We start from the raw sequence: 25,178 nt of genomic DNA on the forward strand, positions 1-25,178 counted from the left end.
CACCAGCATCAGGCCAGCGACAGCACAACGGCGTGTTTGATGTTTCACCCTATGAACACACACCCACCCAACGGACAGACGCCGCCGGCCTGGGAATGTTGCATGCTCCTTAGAAAGGAGGTGATCCAGCCGCACCTTCCGGTACGGCTACCTTGTTACGACTTCGTCCCAATCGCCGATCCCACCTTCGACAGCTCCCTCCCACAAGGGGTTAGGCCACCGGCTTCGGGTGTTACCGACTTTCATGACGTGACGGGCGGTGTGTACAAGGCCCGGGAACGTATTCACCGCAGCGTTGCTGATCTGCGATTACTAGCGACTCCGACTTCACGGGGTCGAGTTGCAGACCCCGATCCGAACTGAGACCGGCTTTAAGGGATTCGCTCCACCTCACGGTATCGCAGCCCTCTGTACCGGCCATTGTAGCATGTGTGAAGCCCTGGACATAAGGGGCATGATGACTTGACGTCATCCCCACCTTCCTCCGAGTTGACCCCGGCAGTCTCCTGCAAGTCCCCGGCATAACCCGCTGGCAATACAGGACAAGGGTTGCGCTCGTTGCGGGACTTAACCCAACATCTCACGACACGAGCTGACGACAGCCATGCACCACCTGTACACCAACCACAAGGGAACCAACATCTCTGCTGGCGTCTGGTGTATGTCAAACCCAGGTAAGGTTCTTCGCGTTGCATCGAATTAATCCACATGCTCCGCCGCTTGTGCGGGCCCCCGTCAATTCCTTTGAGTTTTAGCCTTGCGGCCGTACTCCCCAGGCGGGGTACTTAATGCGTTAGCTACGGCACGGATCCCGTGAAATGGAACCCACACCTAGTACCCACCGTTTACGGCGTGGACTACCAGGGTATCTAATCCTGTTCGCTACCCACGCTTTCGCTCCTCAGCGTCAGTTACTACCCAGAGACCCGCCTTCGCCACCGGTGTTCCTCCTGATATCTGCGCATTTCACCGCTACACCAGGAATTCCAGTCTCCCCTGTAGTACTCAAGTCTGCCCGTATCGCCTGCACGCCTGCAGTTAAGCTGCAGAATTTCACAGACGACGCGACAAACCGCCTACGAGCTCTTTACGCCCAGTAATTCCGGACAACGCTCGCACCCTACGTATTACCGCGGCTGCTGGCACGTAGTTGGCCGGTGCTTCTTCTGCAGGTACCGTCACTCGCGCTTCGTCCCTGCTGAAAGAGGTTTACAACCCGAAGGCCGTCATCCCTCACGCGGCGTCGCTGCATCAGGCTTGCGCCCATTGTGCAATATTCCCCACTGCTGCCTCCCGTAGGAGTCTGGGCCGTGTCTCAGTCCCAGTGTGGCCGATCACCCTCTCAGGTCGGCTACCCGTCGTCGCCTTGGTAGGCCATTACCCCACCAACAAGCTGATAGGCCGCGGGCCCATCCCCAACCGCAAAAGCTTTCCACCAAGAACCATGCAATCCTTGGTCATATCCGGTATTAGACCCAGTTTCCCAGGCTTATCCCAAGGTCAGGGGCAGATCACCCACGTGTTACTCACCCGTTCGCCACTCGAGCACCCTGCAAGCAGGGCCTTTCCGTTCGACTTGCATGTGTTAAGCACGCCGCCAGCGTTCGTCCTGAGCCAGGATCAAACTCTCCATGAAAAAACATCGAAACCAAACAGTTTCAACACAAACCAGGAAAGCAAAACCTGACAAAAACAATCCAAAAAACTGGCAAAAAAATCCACACCACACCCCACAACAGAGGCGCGATGCACAAAACTCTAATGCCACAAAACAAATGGCATCAAACAATCCACCAATACACTATCGAGTTCTCAAAGAACACACACCCACCAACACCACCCCACAGGGCGAACATCAATGAGTTGTCGTTCAGGATTCGCCACCCGATCGCGGGCAACTCGTCCAGTGTGCCAGATCCTCGCGCTTCGGCCAAATCCTGTCTGGCTTCACCGCGTTCCGGCGTACCGCGGATTGCTGGCCTCAACTCCGAGAAGGTGAAGACATCGTGCAACCCCCGATTCCTGTCGGCCCCGGGGGAGTTGCTCTCTGCGGTGCAACAAGAAAGTTACATGCGTTGGAACATCGCGTCAAATCCCCAGGTCAGCGGGCGATGCGTGCGCCTGCGAACGACTTCTTGCCGCGCCGGACGACCAGCCACCGGCCGTGCAACAGATCCGAGTCGGCCGGTCGCCACTCCTCGTCGGAGATCTTCGCATTGTTCACGTACGCCCCGCCCTCGGCGACCGCGCGCCGCGCAGCCTTGTTGCTGTCACACAACTTGGTGTCCACCAACAGCTCGATGATGGTCGGCCGCGTCCCGGTGTAGTCGGCCACCGTGGTTTCGCCCAGCGCGGCGGCCAGCGTCTGTTCGTCGAGATCGTCGAGATCCCCACGACCGAACAGGGCCTGACTGGCCAACTGGACGGCGGCGGTGTGCTCGGCGCCGTGGATCAGCGTCGTCATCTCTGCTGCCAGTCGCTTCTGCGCGAGCCTGAGGTGTGGGGTCTCCTCGGTGGCGCGCTCGAGTTCGGCGATTTCCTCACGATCGAGGAAGGTGAACCACCGCAGGTAGCGCACGACGTCGGCATCGGCGGTGTTGACGAAATACTGGTACCACGCATACGGGCTGGTCAACTCCGGATCGAGCCAGAGGCTACCGCCGCCGGTGGACTTGCCGAATTTCTTCCCGTCGGAGGAGGTCACCAGCGGCACGGTCAATGCGTGAACAGCGTCGCCGTCGACCCGTCGCACCAGATCCACACCGCCGATGATGTTGCCCCACTGATCGGACCCGCCGATCTGGAGTGAGCAGCCATGTCGTCGATGCAGCTGGAGGTAGTCGTTGGACTGCAGCAGGATGTAACTGAACTCGGCGTAACTGATGCCGTCGGTCTCCAGGCGTCGTTTGACGGTCTCGCGCGCCAACATCACGTTCACCGAGAAGTGCTTGCCCAGGTCCCGGAGGAAGTCGACGACCGACATGGGTCCGGTCCAGTCGAGGTTGTTCACCAGAACCGCGCTGTTGGGTGCGTCGTCGATGGTGACGAACCGCCGCAATTGCCCACCGATCCGGTCCGCCCACCCTTCGACGACATCGGTGGCGTTCATGGAACGCTCCCCCACCTCGCGTGGGTCTCCGATGAGTCCGGTGGCGCCACCGGCGAGCACGAGAGGTCGGTGGCCGGCGAGCTGGAAGCGCCGCAACGTCAGCAGCGGTACGAGGTGGCCGGCATGCAGACTTGCCGCGGTCGGATCGAACCCGGCGTAGAGGGTGATGGGACCGGCGTCCAGCGTGGCACGAAGTTCATCGAGGTCGGTCGATTGCGCGATCAGACCGCGCCATTCGAGCTCTTCGAGGATATCGCTGGTGGTCACTGCGTTCTCCGACGTCTGCGCACTCACCCGACGATCTTCCCACCCCGGACTCGGAATCTGGTCGAGGGGCAGGCGCGGGATGGCTGCCGATCAGGAACCGCTGGTCAACGTGGCATGCTCGGCATCGTCGACGGCTCTCGCCTCATCGGCGAGCATGACGGGAATTCCGTCGGCATCGATACGGTAGGCAACGTGAAGGCGCGGGTTGTACAACTCGTCGCCTGCGTTGAGCAGCGGGCCATGGTCTTGCGGACACACGAGTCGTTCCCGAACGATCGGATCAATGGCCTCGGCACGCGACGACATTCCGCTGATTCCCTTCGTTCGACGGTCACACGACCATTTCGGCGATCACACGACGATGCAGGCCGGTTGCTGCATGTCGACCTCACCGTATCGTGCCGGTGGCCTCGCCCGCCTCCTCCGTGGGTGCGGCGCCGTTCCATGCGACCTTGGCCGCCGACGACCTGGTGTACCTGCGGTAACGCCCCTCGACGTCGCGGTACCAGACCTTCGCGCCCGGCTGTGGCACTCCCTCCCGGGCGAACGCCGTCGCCATCGGTCGATATGAGTCCGATACCGGGATCTCGTCGACCACCCGGATCAGATGTGGCCGCTGCGGAGCCGGCAACTCGCCGAGAGCGACCCGCAACTTGGTCACGGTCAGCGACTCCTCCCTCATCGAGGGTCTCAATGTCAAGGCCGCGATCGCCAGCTGCGCACCGGGATCACCCACGCTGTAGGCGACGACCTGGTCGACACCGGGGACCCGGGACAGCGCATTCTCGATCGGCGGGAGGTACAGGATGCCGTCGGTCGAGCGCACCGCCGAGTCCGCAGAACCCATGAACCACAGGTCGCCGTCGGAATCGCGTCGGAACAGGTGACCGGACACTTCCCAGCGATCGTTGCGGCTGAACACATCTCGCAGGACGGTCGAGGAAATGTCGAATCGATAGCGGGTGCGTGCCAACAGCAACCCGACCTCCCCCGCGTCGGCGCGCCGCACGAATCCATTGGGCGCCACCTCGAGACGTGAATTCTCGATGTCGAAGGCGGCCACCTGAACCGGATTCGTCTCCGGCAGTTCACGTCCCATCGACCCTGCCTGATCGCCGGCCACGTTGGCCAGAATGGCCGAGCCGTCGGCGGTCGCGAAGAACTCGAGTACGCGCGCCCGCGGGAAGGCCGCCTGCACGTCCTCCCACAACCCGACGGGCATGCCCGACCCGATGAACAACCGGATGGGATTGTGCTCGGCGATGTGGAAATTCTCCGACCGGACGATCTCGCGCATCATCGTCCACGTGTAGGAGACGACCGTGATGCCGTAGCGGCGAACCTCCACGGCAAAGGTCTCTGCATCGACCCCGTTGGACAGCGCAATTCGGGAACGCCCGACGACGGTGGCACCGAGTGTGGTGAGCAGCCCCGACGCATGGTGCAGCGGCGGAAGGCAGTACACCGTGTCGCGATCGGTCAGGCCGGCCGCCGACGCGGCCCCGAACGCCGACATCGCGAACCGATGGTTGGTGATGGGCCAGGTCGCGAGTTTGCCCTGTGACCTCGTGAAGAGGATGAACGCCAGGTCGCCCGCCAACCCGGGATCGGCCCGGTACCACACCGGCATCTCGACTTCGGCTGGGTCGATCTGTTCCATGTCGACGATGCGGTGACCGTCGGCACGGTCGATCACCCGGGTGTCACCACTGCCCCCACCCAGGATCAGCACCCGATCACTGTGCGCCGCAGCGGTCTCCAGGTTCTTCGGGTCGGTGATCACCACGCCGCAGTCGGACAGACGCAACATCTCGTCGATGTCGCCCTCGGGCGAGAGCATCACCGCCACCGCGCCCAGTCGCGACAGCGCCGCCACCACGACCAAGGCGCTGGGGCGGGTATCCATCAGCACGCCGATGTGCTGGCCCGGACGGATCCCGCACGACACCAGACCGGCGACGACGTTGTCGATGCGCGCGTTCACCTGCGCGTGGGTGAGTACACGGTTCTCGAACAGGAACAGTTCCTTCTGCGCGCCGCGTTTGGCGTTCTCCGACATCAGCTTTCCCAGCGAGATCTGGGTTCCGGCCTGGATCTGGCCGAGTCGCAGGAGTCGGGGCACGGTGCGCACCGACTCCTGGGCGACGGCGATCGACGACCGCTGCAGCGATGAGGCGATGCCCATCAGGTCGCGGGAGACCCCGGCGCCGGCGTCGGCCACCGCACCGAGACCGTGAGTGATGCGGGACGCCACGCTCACCCCCGACCCACTACCGGGCTCGGGAACCGTCATCGTCTCCAGTCCCTCGGGCTTGGGGCGCAAACCGGACTGCCACCCGATCCACTCCGCGGTGATCGGCCACGTCTGGGCGCCGGAGGTACTGCCCACAACGAGTCCGAAATGTCCGACCGGTACCCGCGATTCGTAGACCTCCGCGTCGGGGGCGGCGCGGACGATCCCCCGCACCGCGGCCGGCTGGCCGATGTCGTCGGCCTCGCCGACGAACGCGAGGATGGGACAGGTGATCTCGGCGAGAGTGACCAGTTCACCGTTGATGACGAATCCACCGGACACCATGCGGTTGTGAACGACGAACTGTCGCAACAACTCCGCGATCGCCGGGCCGGACCACGCGACCCAGCCGTCGGATTCGAGGAAGCGCCGTTGATCTTCACGCGGCAGCAGGGCGTCGCGGTCGTGGAGCTGCCGCAGGAAGTCCAGTCGGCTGCGTGCGGTCTTGACCGGGTCGAGCATCTGGAATCCCAAGCGCGCCAACCATCCGGGTACCCACAGATGACTGACCACGCGATCGGCGAGGATCTCGGCACCGGGAACCACCAGCCCGGCCGGTAGTCCGAGCGGCAAGCCGGCGAGCACGTCGACGGGGCTGCCGAAGGTGATCAGGCTCGCGAGACCCTTGCTACGTCGGTACGCGGCGGTCTGGTACGCGAACATCCCACCCTGGGAGTAGCCGGCGAGGTGAACGTCCTTGCCGGTGGCATCGATGATCAGGTCGATCGCCCGACTCACCGCGACGACGTGGTCGGCAAGGTCGCGTTCCATCCCGCCCTCGACGGTGTCGGGCGACCCGAAATCGATCACCCACGGCACGATCCCGTGCCGATGCAGGATCGACACCGCCCCGTTGTGCTCGGTGACGTCGTAGACGTTCGCCGACACCATCATCGGCGGGATGAGCACCACGTTCGGGCCGTCGGCGTCGTCGCCGGGAAAGTACCGCCGCAGCTTGAACATCTTCTCGGTCTCCACGACCGCGAAGGGCGCAGGCTGCGTGCCCGTCTCCAGACCGCCGAGACGCAGTACCTCGAGTCCGTTCTGTGCGGTTGCGACCACGCGGCCGACCACCGCGCCCACATCCGGAATTCCGCCCAATCGACACCCCTCCTCAGTGGGCCCTCACTCTACCCACCCGGTTCCGCGGACGGACCGCTATCGGCCAGTCCGGCCACCGGCGCGGCGACAACGGCGGCAGCGAGCTATCGGACCGACACCCTGTCGATCCAGAAGGTGCGCAGTCGGGCAGTCTCCTCGGCCAGCACGTCGAGCTGACGCCGCACCTGCCGCGGTGCGGTACCGCCGTGGGCGTCACGCGACTCGATCGACCCGCGGACGGTGAGCACCTCACGGACCTGCGGCGTCAGTGCCGGATCGATCGCGGCGAAGGCGGCGTCGTCGAGTTCGTCGAGCCCGACCCCCCGCTCCTCGGCCTCCCGGACACAGGCGCCGGCGAGCTCGTGCGCAACCCGGAACGGAACTCCTTGACGCACAAGCCATTCGGCAATATCGGTGGCGAGGGTGAATCCGGCGGGCGCGAGTTCGGCCATCCGTTCCTCGTGGAACTGCAGGGTACCCACGAGCCCGGCGATCGCCGGAAGCAACAACTCCAGCTGGGCGACCGCGTCGAACAGCGGCTCCTTGTCCTCCTGGAGATCTCGGTTGTAAGCCAACGGCTGGGCCTTGAGAGTGGCCATCAGTCCGGTCAGGTCACCGATGAGCCGCCCGGCCTTGCCGCGTGCGAGTTCGGCGACATCGGGGTTTTTCTTCTGCGGCATGATCGAACTACCGGTCGACCACGCATCCGACAACGTCACATAGCCGAATTCCGGTGTGCTCCAGATGATCACCTCTTCGGACAGGCGCGAGAGGTCGACAGCGATCATCGCGAAGACGAAGGCGGCCTCGGCGGCGAAATCCCTCGCCGACGTCGCGTCGATCGAATTCTCGGCCGGCGCGTCGAAGCCCAGTTCGGTGGCGATCGCGCCGGGATCGAGTCCGAGCGACGAACCGGCGAGGGCGCCGGAACCGTACGGCGACACCGCGGTCCGCCGGTCGGCATCACCGAGGCGATCGATGTCACGGATCAGCGGCTGGGCGTGGGCCAGCAGATGATGCGCCAGCAGGACCGGTTGCGCGGCCTGCAGGTGGGTTTTGCCGGGCATCACCGCATCAGGATGCGCGGCAGCCTGGGTGGTGAGCGCGTCGACCACATCGAGCACCCCCAGTGCAACCCGGCTCATGGCCTCACGCACCCACATCCGGAACAGGGTGGCCACCTGATCGTTTCGCGACCGGCCGGCACGCAACCGCCCGCCCAACTCGGCACCCACCCGGTCGATCAGTCCCCGCTCGAGGGCACCGTGGACGTCCTCGTCCGACGGCGCCGGGCCGAAGGTGCCGTCGGCGACGTCGGCGGCCAGGCGATCCAGACCGTCGAGCATCGCGGTGAGGTCGTCGTCGCCGAGCAGTCCGGCCGTGTTGAGGACCCGCGCATGCGCCTTGGATGCGCGAATGTCGAAGGGCGCCAACACCCAGTCGAACTGCGTGGACTTGCTCAGCGCCGCCATTGCCGCGGCCGGGCCGTCGGCGAATCGGCCACCCCAGAGCGAACCCTCGTTGGTGCCCCCGGCTCTCTCACTCACCGATCAGATCCCGGCGCGCCGCGATCTTCGACGACAGACCGTGCAACTCGACGAATCCGCGGGCTGCGGACTGATCGAAGCTGTCCCCCTCGTCGTAGGTCGCGAGGTTGAAGTCGTACAGCGATTCGGCGCTGCGTCGACCGTTGACCGCGATGTGTCCGCCGTGCAATGTCAGCCGGATGTCACCGGAGACGTGCTCCTGCGTCGACTCGACGAAGGTGTCCAGCGAACGCTTGAGCGGCGAGAACCACAGACCGTCGTAGACGAGTTCGGCCCACTTCTGGTCGGTGCGACGCTTGAACCGTCCGAGCTCACGCTCCAGGGTGACGTGTTCGAGCTCTTCGTGCGCGGTGATGAGCACCATCGCGCCCGGGGCCTCGTAGATCTCACGGCTCTTGATGCCCACGAGCCGGTCCTCGACGACGTCGAGCCGTCCGACGCCCTGGGCCCCGGCCCGCCGGTTGAGCTCCTCGATGGCGTCGAGCACGCTCACCGGCCTGCCGTCGATGGCGATCGGGCGACCCTTGTCGAAGGTGATGATGACCTCGTCGGGCGAGGACCAGTTGATCGTCGGGTCCTCGGTGTAGGAGTAGACGTCCTTGGTGGGCGCATTCCAGAGGTCCTCGAGGAAGCCGGTCTCCACCGCTCGGCCCCATACGTTCTGGTCGATCGAGAACGGGGACTTCTTGGTGACGTTGATCGGGATCGCGTTCTCCTCGGCGAAGGCGATCGCCTTCTCCCGGGTCCAGGCGTAGTCGCGCACCGGGGCGATGACCTCCAGATCCGGTGCGAGCGAGGCGAATCCGACCTCGAAACGCACCTGGTCGTTGCCCTTGCCGGTGCAGCCGTGGGCCACCACGGTGCCGCCGTGGTCGCGCGCCGCGGTCACCAGGTGCTTGGCGATCAGCGGTCGCGACAGCGCCGAGACCAGCGGATAGCGGTCCATATAGAGCGCGTTGGAGGTGATCGCCGGCGAACAGTAGTCGTCGGCGAACTCGTTGCGCGCGTCGACGAGGACCGCCTCGACGGCACCGCAGTCGAGTGCCCGCTGGCGCACGACCTCCATGTCCTCGCCACCCTGGCCGAGGTCGAGCGCGACGGCGACGACCTCCTTGCCGGTCTCCCGGCCGATCCAGCTGATGGCGACCGAGGTGTCCAGTCCGCCCGAGTATGCAAGTACGACGCGTTCGGCCATGTCTTCAGTGAGCTCCTGTTTCGAATGTGCACATCCATTCTCGGATGCGCGGTTGGCTGAGGGTGATCGGGGTCCGCGGAAGCGGACTCGCGGTGATCAGGGCTGGTTGTCGGGTCTCCTGCGACGTCCGGTTGTCACACGAGACCCTCGATTCGTCGGGCCAGTTCGGCGCCGTCGATCGGGTCACGGGCGCAGACGAAGATGGTGTCGTCGCCGGCGATGGTGCCGACCACATCGGGCAGACTCGCCCGATCGATCGCGCTCGCGAGGTAGTGAGCCGCTCCCGGCGGTGTCCGCAACACCGCGAGATTGCCACTGGCGTCGGTGGAGACCAGCAATTCCGACAGCAACCGGGAGAGCCGATCGGTCCCGCCGAAGACCCCGCGCACCGGCGACCCGTCCTCGGGCACCACATACACGCCGACCCCGCCGTCGGCGGCACGCAGTTTCACCGCACCGAGTTCGTCGAGATCGCGGGAGATGGTGGCCTGGGTGGCGTCGATGCCGCGAGCGGAGAGCAGATGCTGCAACTCCGACTGACTGCGCACCTGGTTCTTGGCGAGGATGTCGACGATCAGGGCGTGGCGACCGGCCCTGGTGGAGGCCAGCCGCGTCTCGGGCTGTTCGGGTCTGCTCGACGCCGTCATCGGTGCCCCAGCAACCAGATCAGCAATGCCTTCTGTGCGTGAAGCCGGTTCTCGGCCTCGTCGAACACCACACTCGCCGGACCGTCGATCACCTCGTCGGTGATCTCGTCGCCCCGATGAGCGGGTAGGCAGTGCAGCACAATGGCATCCGACGCTGCCCGGGCCAGCAGGTCGGCGTTGATCTGGTACGGCCGGAACGGGGCCTTGCGGTCTTTTCCGTCGCCCTCCTGCCCCATCGAGACCCAGGTGTCGGTGACCAGCACGTCGGCGCCGGCGGCCGCGCTCACCGGATCCTCGATCACCTGGACCGACCCGCCGGTCAGCTGCGCACGTTTGTCGGTGTCGGCGATCACCGCGGGGTCCGGCGAAAAGCCCTCCGGCGCACTGATCGTCACATGCATCCCGGCGGTCACACCGCCGAGCGCGAGCGAATGCGCCATGTTGTTCGCACCATCGCCGAGGTAGGTCATCCGCAGTCCCGCGGCGGCTCCCTTGTGTTCGATGATCGTTTGCAGGTCGGCGAGGACCTGGCACGGATGGAAGCTGTCGGACAACGCATTGATCACGGGAATCGTTGCGGTCGAGGCCATCTCGTCGAGACGGTCCTGACCGAAGGTCCGCCAGACGATCGCGTCGACGAAGCGCGACAGCACCCGTCCGGTGTCGGCGAGCGATTCATCACGGCCGAGTTGGGTGGTACGCCCATCGACGACGACGGCGTGGCCGCCGAGTTGGGCGATGCCCATCTCGAACGAGAACCTGGTGCGCGTCGAGTTCTTGTCGAAGATCACACCGACCCCGCGCGGGCCCTCCAACGGACGGTGCGCGAACGGGTTGCGCTTGACCTCCGCGGCGAGTACGAGGACCTCGGCTTGCTCCTCGGGCGTCAGGTCGTCGTCCCGGAGGAAGTGGCGGGTCATGCCTTCTCCTTCGCATCGTGAGCTGCGGCATCGTGAACAGCGGCATCGTGAGCAGCGGCATCGAGGAAACCCGTTAGGGCCGAGACGAATTCGCGACCCTGCTCCTCGGTGAGGATCAGCGGCGGCGCGAGGCGCACAACGTCGGGCGCCGGTGCATTGATGAGAAAACCGCCGCCACGCGCGGCGTTCTCGACGCGCGCGGCGATCGGCTCGGTGAGCGCGATCCCGAGCAGCAGACCGGACCCGCGGACGTGGTCGATCAGCGGATGCCCGAGATCCTCGACCCCGGTGGCGATCGCCTTACCCACCGCGGCGACATGGTCGAGCAACCCCTCGTCGTCGATCACCCGCAGCACCGCAAGCGCTGCCGCGGCACTGACCGGGTTCCCTCCGAAGGTGGTGCCGTGCTGACCGGGCGTGAACAGGTCGGCGGCATCACCGGTGGCGAGGCACGCGCCGATCGGTAGACCGCCCCCGAGCCCCTTGGCCAAGGTCATCACGTCCGGGACGACGCCCACCGCCTGGTGGGCGAAAAAGGTCCCGGTACGCGCGATTCCCGTCTGTACCTCGTCGAGGATCAGCAACGCGCCGTGCTCGGACGTGATCCGCCGGGCGTGCGCGAGATAGTCCGCCGGCGGCACCACCACACCGGACTCGCCCAGGATCGGTTCGAGGATGACCGCAGCCGTTCGTTCCGACACCGCCGACTCGAGCGCCGCCACATCGCCATAGGGCACGAAGTCGACACCGGGCGGCATCGGCTCGAAGGGCTCGCGCTTGGCGGGCTGTCCGGTCATGGCCAGCGCGCCCATCGTTCGACCGTGAAATGCCTTGTCGGCAGCGATGATCTGCGGTCGACCGGTACGCCGGGCGAGTTTGAACGCCGCCTCGTTCGCCTCGGTCCCGGAATTGCAGAAGAACACCCGGCCGGGCTGCCCGAACTTGTCGAGCAGCCGTTCGGCCAGTTCGACGACGCGCTCGTTGATGTAGAGGTTCGACACATGGCCGAGTGTTCCGAGCTGGTTCGCGACGGCGTCGATGATCGCAGGATGGGCATGTCCGAGCGCGTTCACGGCGATTCCGCCGAGGAGGTCGAGGTAGCGGTTACCGTCGGCATCCCACACGTGCGCACCCGCGCCACGCTCAAGGGTGAGCGCGGGGGTGCCGTAGTTGTTCATCAGCGCGGTCGTCCACCGCTGCTGCCAGGGTGCGGTCATGAGGTCGTGGCCTTCGGATCAGAGGTGTCGGGGTGAGCTCGGGATGCCGGTTCGGTGACCGAACCGGCGCCGGTTCGGTACGGCACGACGGTGGTACCCGCCGAACTCGACGTCAGCAGCTCGGCGAGCACCGCATGCGGCACACGGCCGTCGATCACGTGCGCCGCGCCGACTCCGCCGGTCACCGCCCGCAGGCACGCCTCCATCTTGGGCACCATGCCGGAATCGAGGCGCGGCAACAGCTTCGCGACCTGCTCGACGTCGATCCGCGACACCAACGACCCCCGATCGGGCCAGTCCGTGTACAACCCCTCGACGTCGGTCAGCATCACCAACCGCGACGCACCGAGCGCTTCGGCGAGCGCCCCGGCGGCGGTGTCGGCGTTGATGTTGTGCACGACGCCGTCACGATCCGGGGCAATCGTCGAGACCACCGGGATACGTCCGGCCGCAACGAGATCGAGAACCGCAGAGGTGTTCACCGACGTGATGTCACCGACCAGTCCGATATCGGTGGCCACGCCGTCGACCATCACGGTCCGGCGCGTCGCGGTGAACAGGTGCGCATCCTCACCGGTCAGGCCGACCGCGTACGGACCGTGGGTGTTGATGAGTCCCACCAGTTCTCGTCCGACCTGACCGAACAGCACCATGCGGGCGACGTCCATCACCTCGGGGGTGGTGACGCGGAACCCGCCGCGGAACTCCCCCGACAACCCCAGCCGCTGCAGCATCGCCGAGATCTGCGGACCGCCGCCGTGCACGACGACCGGATGCATTCCGCAGGCACGCAGGAAGACCATGTCCGCGGCGAATGCGCGCTTGAGTTCGTCGTCGACCATCGCGTTGCCGCCGTATTTGACCACCACGGTCGCACCGGCAAGGGACTGCATCGCCGGTAGCGCCTCGGCAAGCACCTGTGCCTTGTCGAGGCCGGCGTCCGTGCGATCGGCGCCCCCGGCATTCACGGCCCCGGGATCCACCCCGTCGAGGCTCATGACGAGTACGCCGAGTTCTCTTCGACGTAGGCATGCGACAGGTCGGTGGTGCGGATGGAACCGGACGCCTCGCCGAGTCCCAGCTCGATGCGCACGGCGATGTCGGCGCCCGACAGGTCCACCTCACGCGCACCGGGTGCGCCGGCACCGTCGACGCAGACGGCATTGCCGTTGAACGACACCGAGATCCGGTCGGGGTCGATGGTGACCGGCGCGATCCCCACCGCGGCGAGCACGCGACCCCAGTTCGGATCGGAGCCGAACAGTGCGGTCTTCACCAGCGAGTCGCGGGCCACGGTCCGTGCGATGGTGATCGCGTCGTCCTCGGTCCGCGCACCGGCGACGGTGATGGTGACGCGTTTGGTGACGCCCTCGGCGTCGGCCATCAGCTGGGCGGCCAGATCGTCGCACACCGCCAGCACGGCGGCGTCGAGATCTGCTTGATCGACCGGGATCTGGCTGGCGCCGGAACCGAGCAACAACACGGTGTCGTTGGTCGAGGTGGCACCGTCGACGTCGAGTCGATCGAAGGTCAGCGCCGTTGCCCGCCGCAGGGCGGTGTCGAGTTGCTCGGCGGACGCCCGAGCGTCGGTGGTCAGCACGCACAGCATGGTGGCCAGTGACGGGGCGAGCATTCCCGCACCCTTGCCCATCCCGCCGACGTTCCATCCCTGCGGGTGGTGCAGCGCAACCTGTTTGGGCACGGTGTCGGTGGTCATGATGGCGTAGGCGGCGTCGGTTCCCCCGGACAGACCGCCCCCCATCTCGTGGACGATCTCGGTGACGCCGGCGAGCACCTTGTCCATCGGCAGACGATCGCCGATCAAGCCGGTGGAGCAGACGGCGACCTCGACGGCACCGGTCTCGGTGCCCCAATTGCTCAGTGCCTCCGCGACGGCCTCCGCGGTGGTGTGGGTGTCCTGGAATCCGCCGGGTCCGGTGCACGCATTCGCGCCGCCGGAGTTGAGGATCACCGCGCGTAGTCGGCCCGTGGTGAGTACCTGCTGCGACCACAGGACGGGCGCGGCCTTGACCTGGTTGCGGGTGAACACACCGGCTGCGGCGTAGTCGGGGCCCTCGTTGAAGACCAGTGCAAGATCCTCTTTGCCGGATGCCTTGATACCGGCCGCGATCCCGGCAGCCCGAAACCCGAGCGGGGCCGTCACGCCTTGTTCCCGCACCAATCGCGGTGCGTCCAGCGGCGCTCCGCCGGCAATGCGATCGTCGGTGTCGATCCGATCATCCGATGTGGTCACGGTGCCACCCCCACGGTGCTCAAACCCTCGGTCTCGTCCCAGCCCAGCGCCAGATTCATCGACTGCACCGCAGCACCGCCGGTGCCCTTGGTGAGGTTGTCGATAGCGCCGACCGCGACGAGAGTGCCTGCGCGCTCGTCGACGGTCACCGCCAACTGCACCGCATTGGATCCGATCACCGAACCGGTCGTCGGCAGGGACCCGGGCGGCAGAAGGTGCACGAAAGGCTCATCCGCATAAGCCTTTTCATAGACTGCGCGCACATCGTCAGAAGTCGCCGAGGTACGGGCGGTGCAGGTGGCCAGAATGCCCCGTGACATCGGGACCAGAACAGGGGTGAAGGACACGGTCACCGGCATGTCGGCGGCAGCCGAGAGTGCCTGCGCGATCTCCGGGGTGTGCCGGTGCACACCGCCGACGCCGTAGGCCCGTGCCGACCCGATCACCTCGGCGGCCAGCAGGTCGACCTTGGGCGTGCGCCCCGCACCGGAGGTCCCGCTGACGGCGACCACGGTGACCGCCGGTTCGACCAACCCCGCGGCGACCGCCGGCAGCAATGACAGGATCGAGACCGTCGGGTAGCAGCCCGGAACCGCGATACGGCTGGCGCCGGAGAGGATTTCGCGGTTGCCCGGCAGCTCGGGCATGCCGTACGGCCAGGTGCCCGCGTGTTGTCCCCCGTAGTACGCAGTCCAGTCGGCACTGTCACGCAACCGGAAGTCGGCACCGCAGTCGATGATCAACGTCGTGGGCGGAAGGGCATCCGCGATCGCTGCCGACGTCCCGTGCGGCAGGCCGAGGAAGACCACGTCGTGGCCCGCGAGGACCTCCGGTGTCGACTCCTCCAGCACACGATCGCCCAGCGGGAGCAGATGGGGATGAAGGGTGCCGAGCGTGCTGCCGGCGTTGCCACCCGCGGTCAACGCGCCGATCTCCAGCTCACCCGAACGCAGTCGGGGGTGACCGCACAGTAGTCGTAGGATCTCACCGCCCGCATAGCCGCTCGCACCGGCGACCGCCACCTTGATCGTCATGCAATCATTATGCATGGCGGTGCAAATCAATTCACACCGACCCCGGTGGCCTCGCCTCGACCGCGTGGAGACAGGGCTCTCCCTCGATCAGCGCAAACGTGCTCCGAGACGTTCGCTCGCCGTCTCGACCGCGGCGAGCTTGGCACTGCTGGCCTCGTCCTCGGTGAGCGTACGGTCCGCCGCACGGAAGCGCAGCGCAAAAGTCAGCGACTTGTGTCCGTCGCCGACCTGGGCGCCGGTGAAGACGTCGAACAGCTCGATCGCCTCGAGGAGATCACCGGCCCCGTCGCGCAACGCCTTCTCGACCTCGGCTGCGGGCACCGAGCCGCCGACCACCACCGCGACGTCCTGCAGGACGGCTGGGAACACACTGATACTCGGCGCCGGCAGGTTCACCGACAACGGCAGCGCATCGATGTCGATCTCCACCGCACACAGCCGTTTGGGGAGCCCGGCGCGTTCGAGGACCGCGGGATGTAGTTCCCCGGCGTATCCGACGGTCGTCCCGTTCACCGTCACTCGAGCGCAGCGGCCGGGATGCCAGGGACGATGATCGTCGGCCGACAATTCCACCGTCACACCGGCGGCGCGGCCGATCGTGCGGGCCGCCTCGAAGGCGTCGAGATGATCCGCCGCGCGCCCCTGGCCCCACGGACCCGCCGGGTCGCGCAGCCCCGTCAGGACCGTGGCCACGTGCAACGGTTGGTGCGGCAGGGAGGCGTCGAGTGCGGCGATCTGCTCGTCGGTCGGGCGCCGGGTCACGTCGAGGGCCCCGACCGGAACGACGTTGTCACCGGCGATGACGACCTGCCCGATGGTGAACAGCGACAGGTCGCGCTGACCACGAGAGATGTTGCGCGCAGCCATTTCCAGCAGGCCGGGCAACAGGGTCGTGTTGAGTTCCGGCCGATCGGACTCCAACGGATTCAGCACCTTCACCGTGCGTCGTCGCTCGTCGTCGGCCGGGAGATCCCACTGGTCGAAGATGCCGGCCGGCATGAACGGGTACGGCAGCACCTCGACGAAGCCGTCGAGGGCGAGTGTCCGCCCGATGCCGCGTCGCCGACGCTGCGCGGGAGTCAGACCAGTCCCCGCGGGCGCGGTGGGCGGGACTGCCGGGATGTCCTCGAGACCCTCGAGCCGCAGCACCTCCTCGACGAGATCGGCGCGCTGACGTAGGTCGGGGCGCCACGACGGGGGGATCACCTCGAGCGGGTCGGTGCCGGTGACGGTGCAGCCGACCTCGGTCAATCGCGCCGCGGTGGTGCCCGGCGCATAGGTCACCCCGGCGGTGCGGTCGGGTTCGTCGGCAGCGATCGAGATCGGCTGCGGCGCATCGACATGCACGCGAAGGTCCGACAGCGGGGAGGCGACCTCACCGCCGGCGAGTTCCACGATGAGCGCCGAACCGCGATCCGAGGCGACCGCGGTGATCTCGGGGTCGACGGTGCGCTCGAACCGTTTGGTGGCCTCCGAGGTCAGCTTGTGGCGCTTGCCGGTCCGGAACACCCGAACCGGATCGAAGGTGGCCGACTCCAGCAGAACCCGGGTGGTCTCCGACCCGACCTCGGTGTCGGCGCCGCCCATCAACCCGGCGAGGGCGATCGGACCGCTGTCGTCGGCGATGACGACATCCTCGGGATCGAGTGTGCGCACCACGCCGTCGAGGGTGGTGAGCTTCTCTCCCGCCGCGGCGTTGCGCACGGTGACGGTTCCGGTGAGCTTGTCGGCGTCGAAGGCGTGCAACGGCTGACCGAGTTCGAGCATCACGTAATTGGTGACATCGACGATCGCCGAGATCGGCCGCACCCCGGCCACCATCAGACGCTTCTGCATCCACCACGGCGAGATGGCGGTCGCGTCGACCCCGGCGATCAGGCGCGCGGTGTAACGGGTGGCGGCGGATCCCGGTTCGATGGCCACCGGCCACGGATCACCGCCGGCGACGATGGCCTCGCCGGGCAGGCCCGGATCGATGAAGGGTACCGAGAAACTGCTTGCGAGTTCACGTCCGAGCCCGCGGACGGAGAAGGCGTAGCCACGATCAGGGGTGACGTTGACGTCGATGGCGGTGTCGTCTAGTCCGAGGACCTCACGCGCATCGGCACCCGGCTCGGCGGTGCCCGGTGCGAGCACGAGGATGCCGCTGTGGTCGGTGCCGATCCCCAATTCCGAGACCGAGCAGATCATTCCGTCGGAGATACGCCCGTAGGTCTTGCGCGAGGCGATCTCGAACGGGCCCGGCAACACGGTACCGGGCAATGCCGCCACGATGAGGTCGCCCTCGGCGAAGTTGCGTGCACCGCACACGATTCCACGGGGTTCCGCCTCGCCGACCGCGACGCTGCAGAAGCGGATGGGCTTCTTGAATTCGGTTAGTTCCTCGATCGTCTCCACCCGGCCGATGACCAGGGGGCCGGTGATCGTCGGGAAGACGTCGATGTCCTCGATCTCGAAGCCGACGCGCACGAATCCGGCGTCGATCTCCTCGGCGGTCGCCGACCAGGTCGGGTCGCCGGCTCGCAACACCTCGGTGTACCAGGACTGTGGGGCACGCACGTCAATCAGCTACTTTCGATCGTTTGCGGTGTCGGGTGGCGCGATCAGATCGCAGGGCCGAACGGCAGGGAGAAGCGGACGTCACCCTCGACCATGTCGCGCATGTCGGAGATGTCATTGCGGAACTGCAGGGTGCGTTCCAGACCCATCCCGAAGGCGAATCCGGAATAGACGTCGGGATCGATTCCGCTGGCGCGCAACACATTCGGGTTCACCATGCCGCAACCTCCCCACTCCACCCAGCCCGGGCCGCCCTTCTTGGCGGGGAACCACACGTCGACCTCGGCGGACGGCTCGGTGAACGGGAAGTAGCTTGCTCGCATCCGCGTCGTGGTCTCCGGACCGAACAGTGCCCGCGCGAAGACCTCGAGGGTGCCGCGCAGATTGGCCAGCGTCAGGCCCTTGTCGACGGCGAGACCCTCGATCTGGTGGAACACCGGCGTGTGGGTGGCGTCGAGCTCGTCGGTCCGGAAGGTGCGCCCCGGACATGCGACGTAAATCGGGACGTCGCGCGTGAGCATCGACCGCACCTGAACCGGGGAGGTGTGGGTGCGCAGCACCTGTCGCGACCCCTCGGGCGCGATGTAGAACGTGTCCTGCATCGAGCGAGCGGGGTGATCGGGCAGGAAGTTCAAGGCGTCGAAATTGTGGTGCTCGGTCTCGACCTCCGGACCTTCGGCGATCTCCCAGCCCATCGCGACGAAGACATCGGCGACCTGCTCGGAGATGACCGTGATCGGGTGACGGGCACCGAGGGGGCGTCGACGGCTGGGCAGGGTCACGTCGACCGATTCGGCGACCAGGACGGCAGCATCCCGCTCCGCCTCGAGTTGAGCGGTCCGCGCGTCCAAGGCCGCCGACACCCGACCGCGAACCTCGTTGACGGCCTTGCCCGCCGACGACCGCTGGTCCTTCGGCAGACTGCCGAGCGCGCGCCGGGCCAGTGCGATCGGTGAGCGGTCACCGAGGTGCGCGGTCTTCGCGAGCGCGAGGGCATCGAGATCGCCCGCCGCCTCGAACGCCGACACCGCGGCGGAGGCGGCGGCGTCGAGTTCCGATGGTTCCGGGAACCGCAGGTCCTCGGAACCCTGGTCGGCGGGGCGGTCGGCTGAGCTGGCCACGGGTGGTGATCTCCTCGGTGTCGTCACGTCCGGATTGTCACGTCTGGCGGATCACGCAATGCGCGACGGCGGACATCGACATCCCAGACTAGTCGACCCGATGTGGACGCACCGGCGCAGGTCGCCGCGCCGACCGGGGTGTCCGACGCCTGCGCGCGCATACTGCGAGTGCGGTCGGACTCGGTCGGCGGACCGAAGTGTGGTCTCAGTCCGACGACGCCGACCGACGATGCTGGATGCGAGCCGCCGAATAGAGGCAGATCGCGCTGGCCGCAGCAAGATTGAGGCTTTCGGCGTGACCGTGGATCGGAATGGCCACGCGGTGGTCGGCATCGGCGAGCAGGGTGCCGGGCAATCCGTGGGCCTCGTTGCCGAACAGCCACGCCACCGGCCCGGTGAACACGTCGTCGGCGTCGTCGAGGCTCAGTTCACCGTCGGCCGCGGTGGCCAGGGTGAGGATGCCGTCGGCGCGCAATGCCCGCAGCGCGGCGGTCGTGTCCGATTCGCGCACCACCGGGATGTGGAAAACACTTCCCGCGCTCGCGCGGACCGCCTTGCCGTTGTGCGGGTCGACGGCGTCACCGAGCAGGACGACCGCATCGGCGCCCATCGCGTCGGCGCATCGGATCAGCGTGCCGACGTTGCCGGGCTCACGCGGCTCGACCGCAACGGCGAGCAACCGGGGCGATCCGGCGAGCACCTCGTCGAGATCGACGGTGAGGAGATCACATTCGGCGAACACCCCCGGCGCCGTGGTGGTCTCGGCCAATTTCGCCGCGGCCCGGTCGGACAGCCGGTGCACGGGCACGGAATGTGCTCTCGCCCGATCGAGAAGCTCGCCGAAACGATCCTCGGCGTCGTCCCGGACCAGCACCGAACGGGCGCGGCCGGTCGCCAGCGCAGCGTCGACGGCGTTGGCGCCCTCGACGAGAAACCGCTTCTCGGTGCGGCGTGTGGCAGACCTGTGCAGCTTCGCCAACGACACGACCCGCGACGAGCGTTCCGAGAGAACGTCCGTCACGGGTCGTGTGTTGTCGGTCTGCACCAACGCAACTACGTGGTGATCAGGCGGCCGGCGCGTTGACGTCGGCGGGCAGCGCCTTACGCGCGACCTCGACGAGACCGGTGAAGGCCTCCGGGTCGGTGACGGCGATGTCGGCGAGCACCTTGCGGTCGACCTCGACACCCGCGGCCTTGAGGCCCTGGATGAAGCGGTTGTAGGTGATGTCGTTGGCGCGGGCCGCGGCGTTGATGCGCGCGATCCACAGCTTGCGGAACTCACCCTTGCGGGCGCGACGGTCCCGGTAGGCGTAGGTCAGCGAGTGGAGCTGCTGCTCCTTGGCCTTGCGGTACAGGCGCGAACGCTGACCGCGGTATCCCTTGGAGGCCTCCAGGGTCGTCCGACGCTTCTTCTGGGCGTTGACAGCCCTTTTCACGCGTGCCATTTAGTCAATCCTCTTCTCGGTGGTGGTCAGGGCGTCAGCGGTTGAGCAGGCGCTTGATGCGCGGTGCGTCGTTCTCGCTCACAACGGTCGTGCCGTCGAGACGACGGGTCCGACGGGAGGGCTTGTGCTCCAGCAGGTGGCGACGGTTGGCCTTCTGGCGCACGATCTTGCCGCTGCCGGTCACCTTGAAGCGCTTCGCGGTGCCCTTGTGGGTCTTGCTCTTCGGCATGTGTCTTCCTTCGTTAGGGCGAACTCCAGCGGCGCCCGCTCCGGCGGGCGCGCTGGGTTCGCGATGGTCTGTCCGTGCGTCGACGCCCGGGGCAGTCGACGCCGGTGTCGACTAGCTCGTGGCGTCGGCGCTGTCGTCGCCGGCCTGCCGCGGCGGGCGTTGCGACTGCTGTTGCGCCTTGACGCGGGTCTTCGCTCCCTTGTGCGGGGCGAGGACCATCGTCATGTTCCGTCCGTCCTGCTTGGCCGAGGTCTCGATGAAGCCGTAGTCGGCAACGTCGTTGCCGAGACGCTGCAGGAGCCGGAATCCGAGCTCGGGTCGCGATTGCTCGCGTCCACGGAACATGATGGTGACCTTCACCTTGGACCCGTCCTTCAAGAACCGGATGACGTGACCCTTCTTGGTCTCGTAATCGTGGTCGTCGATCTTCGGGCGGAGCTTTTGCTCCTTGATGACGGTCATCTGCTGGTTACGACGCGCCTCGCGCTGCTTCTGGGCGGCTTCGTATTTGAACTTGCCGTAGTCCATGATCTTGCACACCGGCGGGCGGGCGTCGGGTGCGACCTCGACCAGATCCAGATCGGCCTCGTAGGCCAGGCGGAGCGCATCTTCAACACGCACGATGCCCACCTGCTCCGAATTCGGTCCGACGAGTCGGACCTCCGGTACGCGGATGCGCTCGTTGATGCGGGTCTCAGTGCTGATGGGGCCTCCTTGATAATTCCGAACAGGTCGGCCGCCGCGATGAGTCGGGCGCAGGAAGAGAAGGCCTCAGCAAGAAAGCCCCGCGATGATCTCGAGAGATCATCGGCAGGGCTCCAACGCCGACCGGTCCACTCGAATACGCTCGGCGTATCCGACCCACGCAGCCATGCGGCTGACCTGGGCCTTTGGGACCGGACCGTACAACTGCGCCAATGGCGCGTCGTAGCGGTGGGAGCCTGACTCCACTTGCAACCCCGGCGAACCGGGGCGGTCGTGCTATGGAAGTCTAACAGTCATGACCGGAAACACCTATTCGCCCTCCGACGACGCCGCAGGTGACGGGCCTGCCGGCGGGACGACGGGCTCCGGGCCGACCGAGTCGAACCCTTCCATTGCCGACGGTGACAACGTCCGCGACCTGGCTGATATTCCGGCGATCGAGGTCATCACCAAGGCCATCGTGATGCTCATGAGCGCGTCGGCGGAGAAGCTGGGACTCGCCGAGGGTGCTTCGGAGTCCGATGTGGACCTCGACGAGGCCCGGCGGCTCATCCACGCACTCGCCGGACTGGTCGACGCTTCACGCGCAGACCTCGGCATCCACGCCGCACCCATCCGCGACGGACTCAAGCAGCTGCAGCTCGCATTCCGCGAGGCGAGCGCATACCCGGACGGGCCCGGCGAAGGACCGGGCGAGAAGTACACCGGGCCGGTGCGCGACCGCCGGCGCTGAGACCGCGTCGCGTTCCGCTCATCGTGCACCACCGACCCACAACCGGTTGCGCCGACTCACACCGCACTCGTCAGTCCCTGGGGCGCAAAGCGATTCGGGTCTGTGAGCCACCGGCCCCGCCCTCTGATTTGACCCTGCGAAGAAAGCGATCGAGGTCCGCGGTTCCCGACACCCGGATGCGCAGCAGGTAGTCGAACAAGCCGGTCACGTGAACGGCGTCGAGCACCGCCGGATCGCCTCCGGCCCAATCCAGAAATCGCTCCGAGTCGACGCCCTCGCGTAACCGGATGTCGACGAAGGCCTCGATCGAGGTGACCGGGACGTCGACCTCGGCGGCATCGGCGAGCACCGCTCGATACCCGAGGATCACGCCGTCACTTTCGAGTCGCCTGACGCGGGAGGCTGCCGCGTTGGTACTCAGACCGACGACTCGACCGATGTGACTGAACGATGCTCGGCCGTCGGTGGCCAGAATGCCGAGAATTTGTCTGTCGATGTCGTCCATACAGAAAATTGTGCGCTCCGCTGCTCAATCTCTCCTCTGTGTCGGGCCGGCGCCTCAGGGTCGACGGCATGTGGGAGGCGGTGAGTGCGATGGGTATGGGTCTTCTGGCCGGGCTCGGCGTGGCGATGCCACTCGGGGCGATCGGGATTCTGTTGATCCACGAAGGTGTCAGCGCGGGCATTCGCCGCGGACTGCCTGCGGCTGTCGGGGTCGCCTCGGTGGACGGTCTCTACGCGCTCGCGTCGGTCGTCGCCGGAACCATCGTGGCACCGGAGGTCCGCCGACTCGGTGCGCTCCCTGAGGTGCTCGGCGGAGTGGTTCTCATCGTCATCGCGGTGATGGGCATCCGACGTCGATCCCCGACAGCGACGACGGCGTTGCCGCGTCGGCGGACCCGAACCGGCCGCCGATTCCTGGTGTTCTTCGGCTTGACCGCGATCAACCCGGCGACCTTCGTCTACTTCTCTGCAGTGGCGGTCTCCACCGGCCCGCTGCCTCCCGTGGCGCGGATCGCATTTGTCGTCGGGGTCATCGCGGCCTCGCTGAGTTGGCAGTCCGGACTGGTGACCGTGGGTGCGCTACTCGGATCCAGAGCGGGTTCTCGACTCCGGCGCGGGCTGACGATCATGGGGTATCTCGTTGTCGGACTCCTGGGCGCTGCGTTGGCCGTGGCGGGTATGGCTCACGCATGACCGCCGGGCCAAGTGCCCGGCGCAACTGAAGGTCGCACGCCACCACCGCATCCACGGCGGTGCCGGCATCGGCCGCGATCTCCCCTGCGGAAGTGACAATCGCCGAATGTGCGGCCGGCAGGTCGTAGCCGCCGCCCGTTCTGCCGGCAGCACTCGCCATCGCCACCGGCGACCGACACGCCTCGGCGATCCGAGCCGCGCGGCGCCGTTGTTCGTCCAACTCCCACCGGTGGTGGACGACGCCACAAGCGTACAGATCGATGTCGAGCGCAGCCGTGTCGGCCACGTGCGCTGCCACCCCGGTGTCGCGGCAGATACCGAGCCCGATCGACCATCCCTGCACCGTGATGGCACAGGGCCCCGGCCCGGCCGCGAAGTGCGGACGCTCGTCCGCTCCCGGGAAGCACTTCCGATAAACCACCGATGTCGTCGTCGAATCGATGCGGAGGACAGCAATGTAACGTTGCCCGTTCTCGCTGATCGGCGCGCCGATCAGCGCCGTGCACCCGCTGTCGTGGCAGGCGTCGGCGATCACCCCGAGTTCGGTCGCGTCGACGGCGACATCGCGTGCGTCGAGGTGATACCCGGTGAGAGACAGTTCGGGAAAAACGATCAGGTCGGCGCCGGCACGCCGGATCAGACCGGCGTGGCGACGCGCGCTATCCCTCAGTGACGAACCGTCACCCGGCTGCGCCACCGCTACGCGCAGAACCGAGCCGTCGACCGCCATCTTCTCAGTGTGAGGCGCTCGGTACCTGTCCGCACACCGTCTCCGGTCCCGGTTCGTTCGTCACCGCTCGGCAAGCGCATACAGCCGTCCCCGGGCGCGCATAGGGTGGAGGTCATGACGCAATCTGGCGAGTCGGCATCCTCCCCCACCGGGCCCGGTGGACCCGAGGACGAGATCATCGACGCCGAGGTGGTCGTACCACCCACGACGCCCGGACAGTTCGCCGGCACGCCGTCGATCCCGGACCCCGACTACACCGAATCCGGTGTTCCCACATTCGATTTCGTGCGCGACAAGATCGAGAATCGGATCGCGACGGCGATCGGGTCACAAGAGCTGGCCGAAGGGACCCCCGAAGGTCAGCAGGTGGACGAGATGATGCGCAAGCGCGATGAGGCCGCGAAGAAACGACTCGAGGAGATCCGGAAGTCGATGGGTGGGTGACGCGATGGCACCTCCACTCCAAGCGGTGATGCGAGAGATGTTCACGCGAATGGTGGAGGCCAAGAACATCTCGATGGTGGATAAGTACTACGACCGAGATTTCATCCTCGTCACCAATGGCCAGACGCAGGACTACGACGCCTTCCACGCCGGCCATGCGCGCGTCTATTCGACGCGCATCACCTACTCGGTGCGTTACGACGACGAGGCATGGGTCGAGGATTCCGATCGCCTCGCCGGGCGTCTCTGGATCACGACGAAACGTCCCGACGAGGCTGCCACCGACATCGAAGTGATGTTCGTCGCGACGTTCCGAGGTCGACGCATCCACCGCCTGTGGGAGTTGACCTGGCCGGACTGGAGTTCGATGAAAGCCTTCGACAACTACGACGACTGACCGCCACGAGCACCGTCGGCGGATAGGTGAGCGC

The 25,178-nt window shown here is 66.5% G+C and carries 23 protein-coding genes and 1 rRNA gene; 4 read left to right on the forward strand and 20 right to left on the reverse strand.

Annotated features, from left to right (window positions below):
- Positions 1-113: 113 nt before the first annotated feature.
- The 18 genes from AC5ZH6_RS14200 to infC all read right to left on the reverse strand — a co-directional run bounded on the left by AC5ZH6_RS14200 (position 114) and on the right by infC (position 21,697).
- Positions 114-1,636 (reverse strand): 16S ribosomal RNA (locus AC5ZH6_RS14200).
- Positions 1,637-2,101: 465 nt separating this feature from the next.
- Positions 2,102-3,403, reverse strand: coding sequence for a tyrosine--tRNA ligase (tyrS, locus tag AC5ZH6_RS14205; protein ID WP_006371183.1), 1,302 nt, complete (start codon positions 3,401-3,403; stop codon positions 2,102-2,104).
- Between the two features lie 63 nt (positions 3,404-3,466).
- Entirely contained in the window at positions 3,467-3,682 is a 216-nt protein-coding gene (locus AC5ZH6_RS14210) for a Trm112 family protein (RefSeq protein ID WP_020171038.1), read from the reverse strand.
- 82 nt (positions 3,683-3,764) lie between these two features.
- Complete coding sequence (locus tag AC5ZH6_RS14215; protein WP_020171037.1) at positions 3,765-6,752, reverse strand: AMP-binding protein; 2,988 nt, start codon at positions 6,750-6,752, stop codon at positions 3,765-3,767.
- 122 nt (positions 6,753-6,874) lie between these two features.
- A complete protein-coding gene (gene argH, locus AC5ZH6_RS14220) occupies positions 6,875-8,317 on the reverse strand; it encodes an argininosuccinate lyase (protein WP_006371187.1) in 1,443 nt (480 codons plus the stop codon).
- Entirely contained in the window at positions 8,310-9,512 is a 1,203-nt protein-coding gene (locus tag AC5ZH6_RS14225; RefSeq protein ID WP_006371188.1) for an argininosuccinate synthase, read from the reverse strand. Before AC5ZH6_RS14225 ends, argH begins: the two co-directional genes overlap by 8 nt.
- A 134-nt stretch (positions 9,513-9,646) precedes the next feature.
- Positions 9,647-10,159: an arginine repressor gene (locus AC5ZH6_RS14230; RefSeq protein WP_006371189.1), complete on the reverse strand. Its 513-nt coding sequence runs from the start codon at positions 10,157-10,159 to the stop codon at positions 9,647-9,649.
- Positions 10,156-11,079, reverse strand: coding sequence for an ornithine carbamoyltransferase (gene argF, locus AC5ZH6_RS14235; RefSeq protein WP_006371190.1), 924 nt, complete (start codon positions 11,077-11,079; stop codon positions 10,156-10,158). Before argF ends, AC5ZH6_RS14230 begins: the two co-directional genes overlap by 4 nt.
- Positions 11,076-12,296: an acetylornithine transaminase gene (locus AC5ZH6_RS14240; protein ID WP_006371191.1), complete on the reverse strand. Its 1,221-nt coding sequence runs from the start codon at positions 12,294-12,296 to the stop codon at positions 11,076-11,078. Before AC5ZH6_RS14240 ends, argF begins: the two co-directional genes overlap by 4 nt.
- Positions 12,293-13,294 (reverse strand): acetylglutamate kinase, encoded by a 1,002-nt coding sequence (argB, locus tag AC5ZH6_RS14245; protein WP_006371192.1) that lies wholly within the window; start codon positions 13,292-13,294, stop codon positions 12,293-12,295. Before argB ends, AC5ZH6_RS14240 begins: the two co-directional genes overlap by 4 nt.
- Positions 13,291-14,550 (reverse strand): bifunctional glutamate N-acetyltransferase/amino-acid acetyltransferase ArgJ, encoded by a 1,260-nt coding sequence (gene argJ, locus AC5ZH6_RS14250; protein ID WP_006371193.1) that lies wholly within the window; start codon positions 14,548-14,550, stop codon positions 13,291-13,293. Before argJ ends, argB begins: the two co-directional genes overlap by 4 nt.
- A complete protein-coding gene (gene argC / locus AC5ZH6_RS14255; protein WP_006371194.1) occupies positions 14,547-15,584 on the reverse strand; it encodes an N-acetyl-gamma-glutamyl-phosphate reductase in 1,038 nt (345 codons plus the stop codon). The genes argJ and argC overlap by 4 nt, the downstream gene beginning before the upstream one ends.
- A gap of 87 nt (positions 15,585-15,671) precedes the next feature.
- Complete coding sequence (pheT, locus tag AC5ZH6_RS14260) at positions 15,672-18,143, reverse strand: phenylalanine--tRNA ligase subunit beta (protein ID WP_006371195.1); 2,472 nt, start codon at positions 18,141-18,143, stop codon at positions 15,672-15,674.
- A gap of 44 nt (positions 18,144-18,187) precedes the next feature.
- Positions 18,188-19,264: a phenylalanine--tRNA ligase subunit alpha gene (gene pheS, locus AC5ZH6_RS14265; protein ID WP_006371196.1), complete on the reverse strand. Its 1,077-nt coding sequence runs from the start codon at positions 19,262-19,264 to the stop codon at positions 18,188-18,190.
- Between the two features lie 205 nt (positions 19,265-19,469).
- Positions 19,470-20,285: a TrmH family RNA methyltransferase gene (locus AC5ZH6_RS14270; RefSeq protein WP_205741407.1), complete on the reverse strand. Its 816-nt coding sequence runs from the start codon at positions 20,283-20,285 to the stop codon at positions 19,470-19,472.
- A gap of 43 nt (positions 20,286-20,328) precedes the next feature.
- Positions 20,329-20,709: a 50S ribosomal protein L20 gene (gene rplT / locus AC5ZH6_RS14275; RefSeq protein WP_006371198.1), complete on the reverse strand. Its 381-nt coding sequence runs from the start codon at positions 20,707-20,709 to the stop codon at positions 20,329-20,331.
- A gap of 34 nt (positions 20,710-20,743) precedes the next feature.
- The gene (rpmI, locus tag AC5ZH6_RS14280; RefSeq protein ID WP_006371199.1) at positions 20,744-20,938 is read right to left on the reverse strand and encodes a 50S ribosomal protein L35; all 195 of its coding nucleotides are present in this window, start codon (positions 20,936-20,938) and stop codon (positions 20,744-20,746) included.
- A 111-nt stretch (positions 20,939-21,049) separates the two neighbouring features.
- A complete protein-coding gene (gene infC / locus AC5ZH6_RS14285; RefSeq protein ID WP_081482531.1) occupies positions 21,050-21,697 on the reverse strand; it encodes a translation initiation factor IF-3 in 648 nt (215 codons plus the stop codon).
- A 241-nt stretch (positions 21,698-21,938) separates the two neighbouring features.
- Here infC and AC5ZH6_RS14290 point away from each other — a divergent pair, with 241 nt between their 5' ends.
- Complete coding sequence (locus AC5ZH6_RS14290; RefSeq protein WP_006371201.1) at positions 21,939-22,376, forward strand: DUF1844 domain-containing protein; 438 nt, start codon at positions 21,939-21,941, stop codon at positions 22,374-22,376.
- Positions 22,377-22,446: 70 nt separating this feature from the next.
- On the opposite strand, the gene AC5ZH6_RS14295 is transcribed toward AC5ZH6_RS14290, so the two are convergent.
- On the reverse strand, positions 22,447-22,881 hold the full coding sequence (locus AC5ZH6_RS14295; RefSeq protein WP_006371202.1) for an Lrp/AsnC family transcriptional regulator: 435 nt from the start codon (positions 22,879-22,881) through the stop codon (positions 22,447-22,449).
- 89 nt (positions 22,882-22,970) lie between these two features.
- On the opposite strand from AC5ZH6_RS14295, the gene AC5ZH6_RS14300 reads away from it, so the two are divergent.
- Positions 22,971-23,573 carry a LysE family transporter gene (locus AC5ZH6_RS14300; RefSeq protein ID WP_244421178.1) on the forward strand — a complete coding sequence of 201 codons (603 nt, stop codon included), beginning with the start codon at positions 22,971-22,973 and terminating at the stop codon, positions 23,571-23,573.
- Here AC5ZH6_RS14300 and AC5ZH6_RS14305 read toward each other — a convergent pair.
- Complete coding sequence (locus AC5ZH6_RS14305; RefSeq protein WP_006371204.1) at positions 23,506-24,303, reverse strand: carbon-nitrogen hydrolase family protein; 798 nt, start codon at positions 24,301-24,303, stop codon at positions 23,506-23,508. The genes AC5ZH6_RS14300 and AC5ZH6_RS14305 overlap by 68 nt on opposite strands.
- Before the next feature lie 114 nt (positions 24,304-24,417).
- Between AC5ZH6_RS14305 and AC5ZH6_RS14310 the strand changes: the two genes are divergently transcribed.
- Together AC5ZH6_RS14310 and AC5ZH6_RS14315 are read left to right on the forward strand one after the other, a co-directional pair.
- Positions 24,418-24,747: a hypothetical protein gene (locus AC5ZH6_RS14310; RefSeq protein ID WP_006371205.1), complete on the forward strand. Its 330-nt coding sequence runs from the start codon at positions 24,418-24,420 to the stop codon at positions 24,745-24,747.
- 4 nt (positions 24,748-24,751) lie between these two features.
- The gene (locus AC5ZH6_RS14315; RefSeq protein WP_035728379.1) at positions 24,752-25,144 is read left to right on the forward strand and encodes a hypothetical protein; all 393 of its coding nucleotides are present in this window, start codon (positions 24,752-24,754) and stop codon (positions 25,142-25,144) included.
- Positions 25,145-25,178 lie beyond the last annotated feature (34 nt).

It is taken from the genome of Gordonia sp. YC-XJ4 (assembly GCF_059511865.1).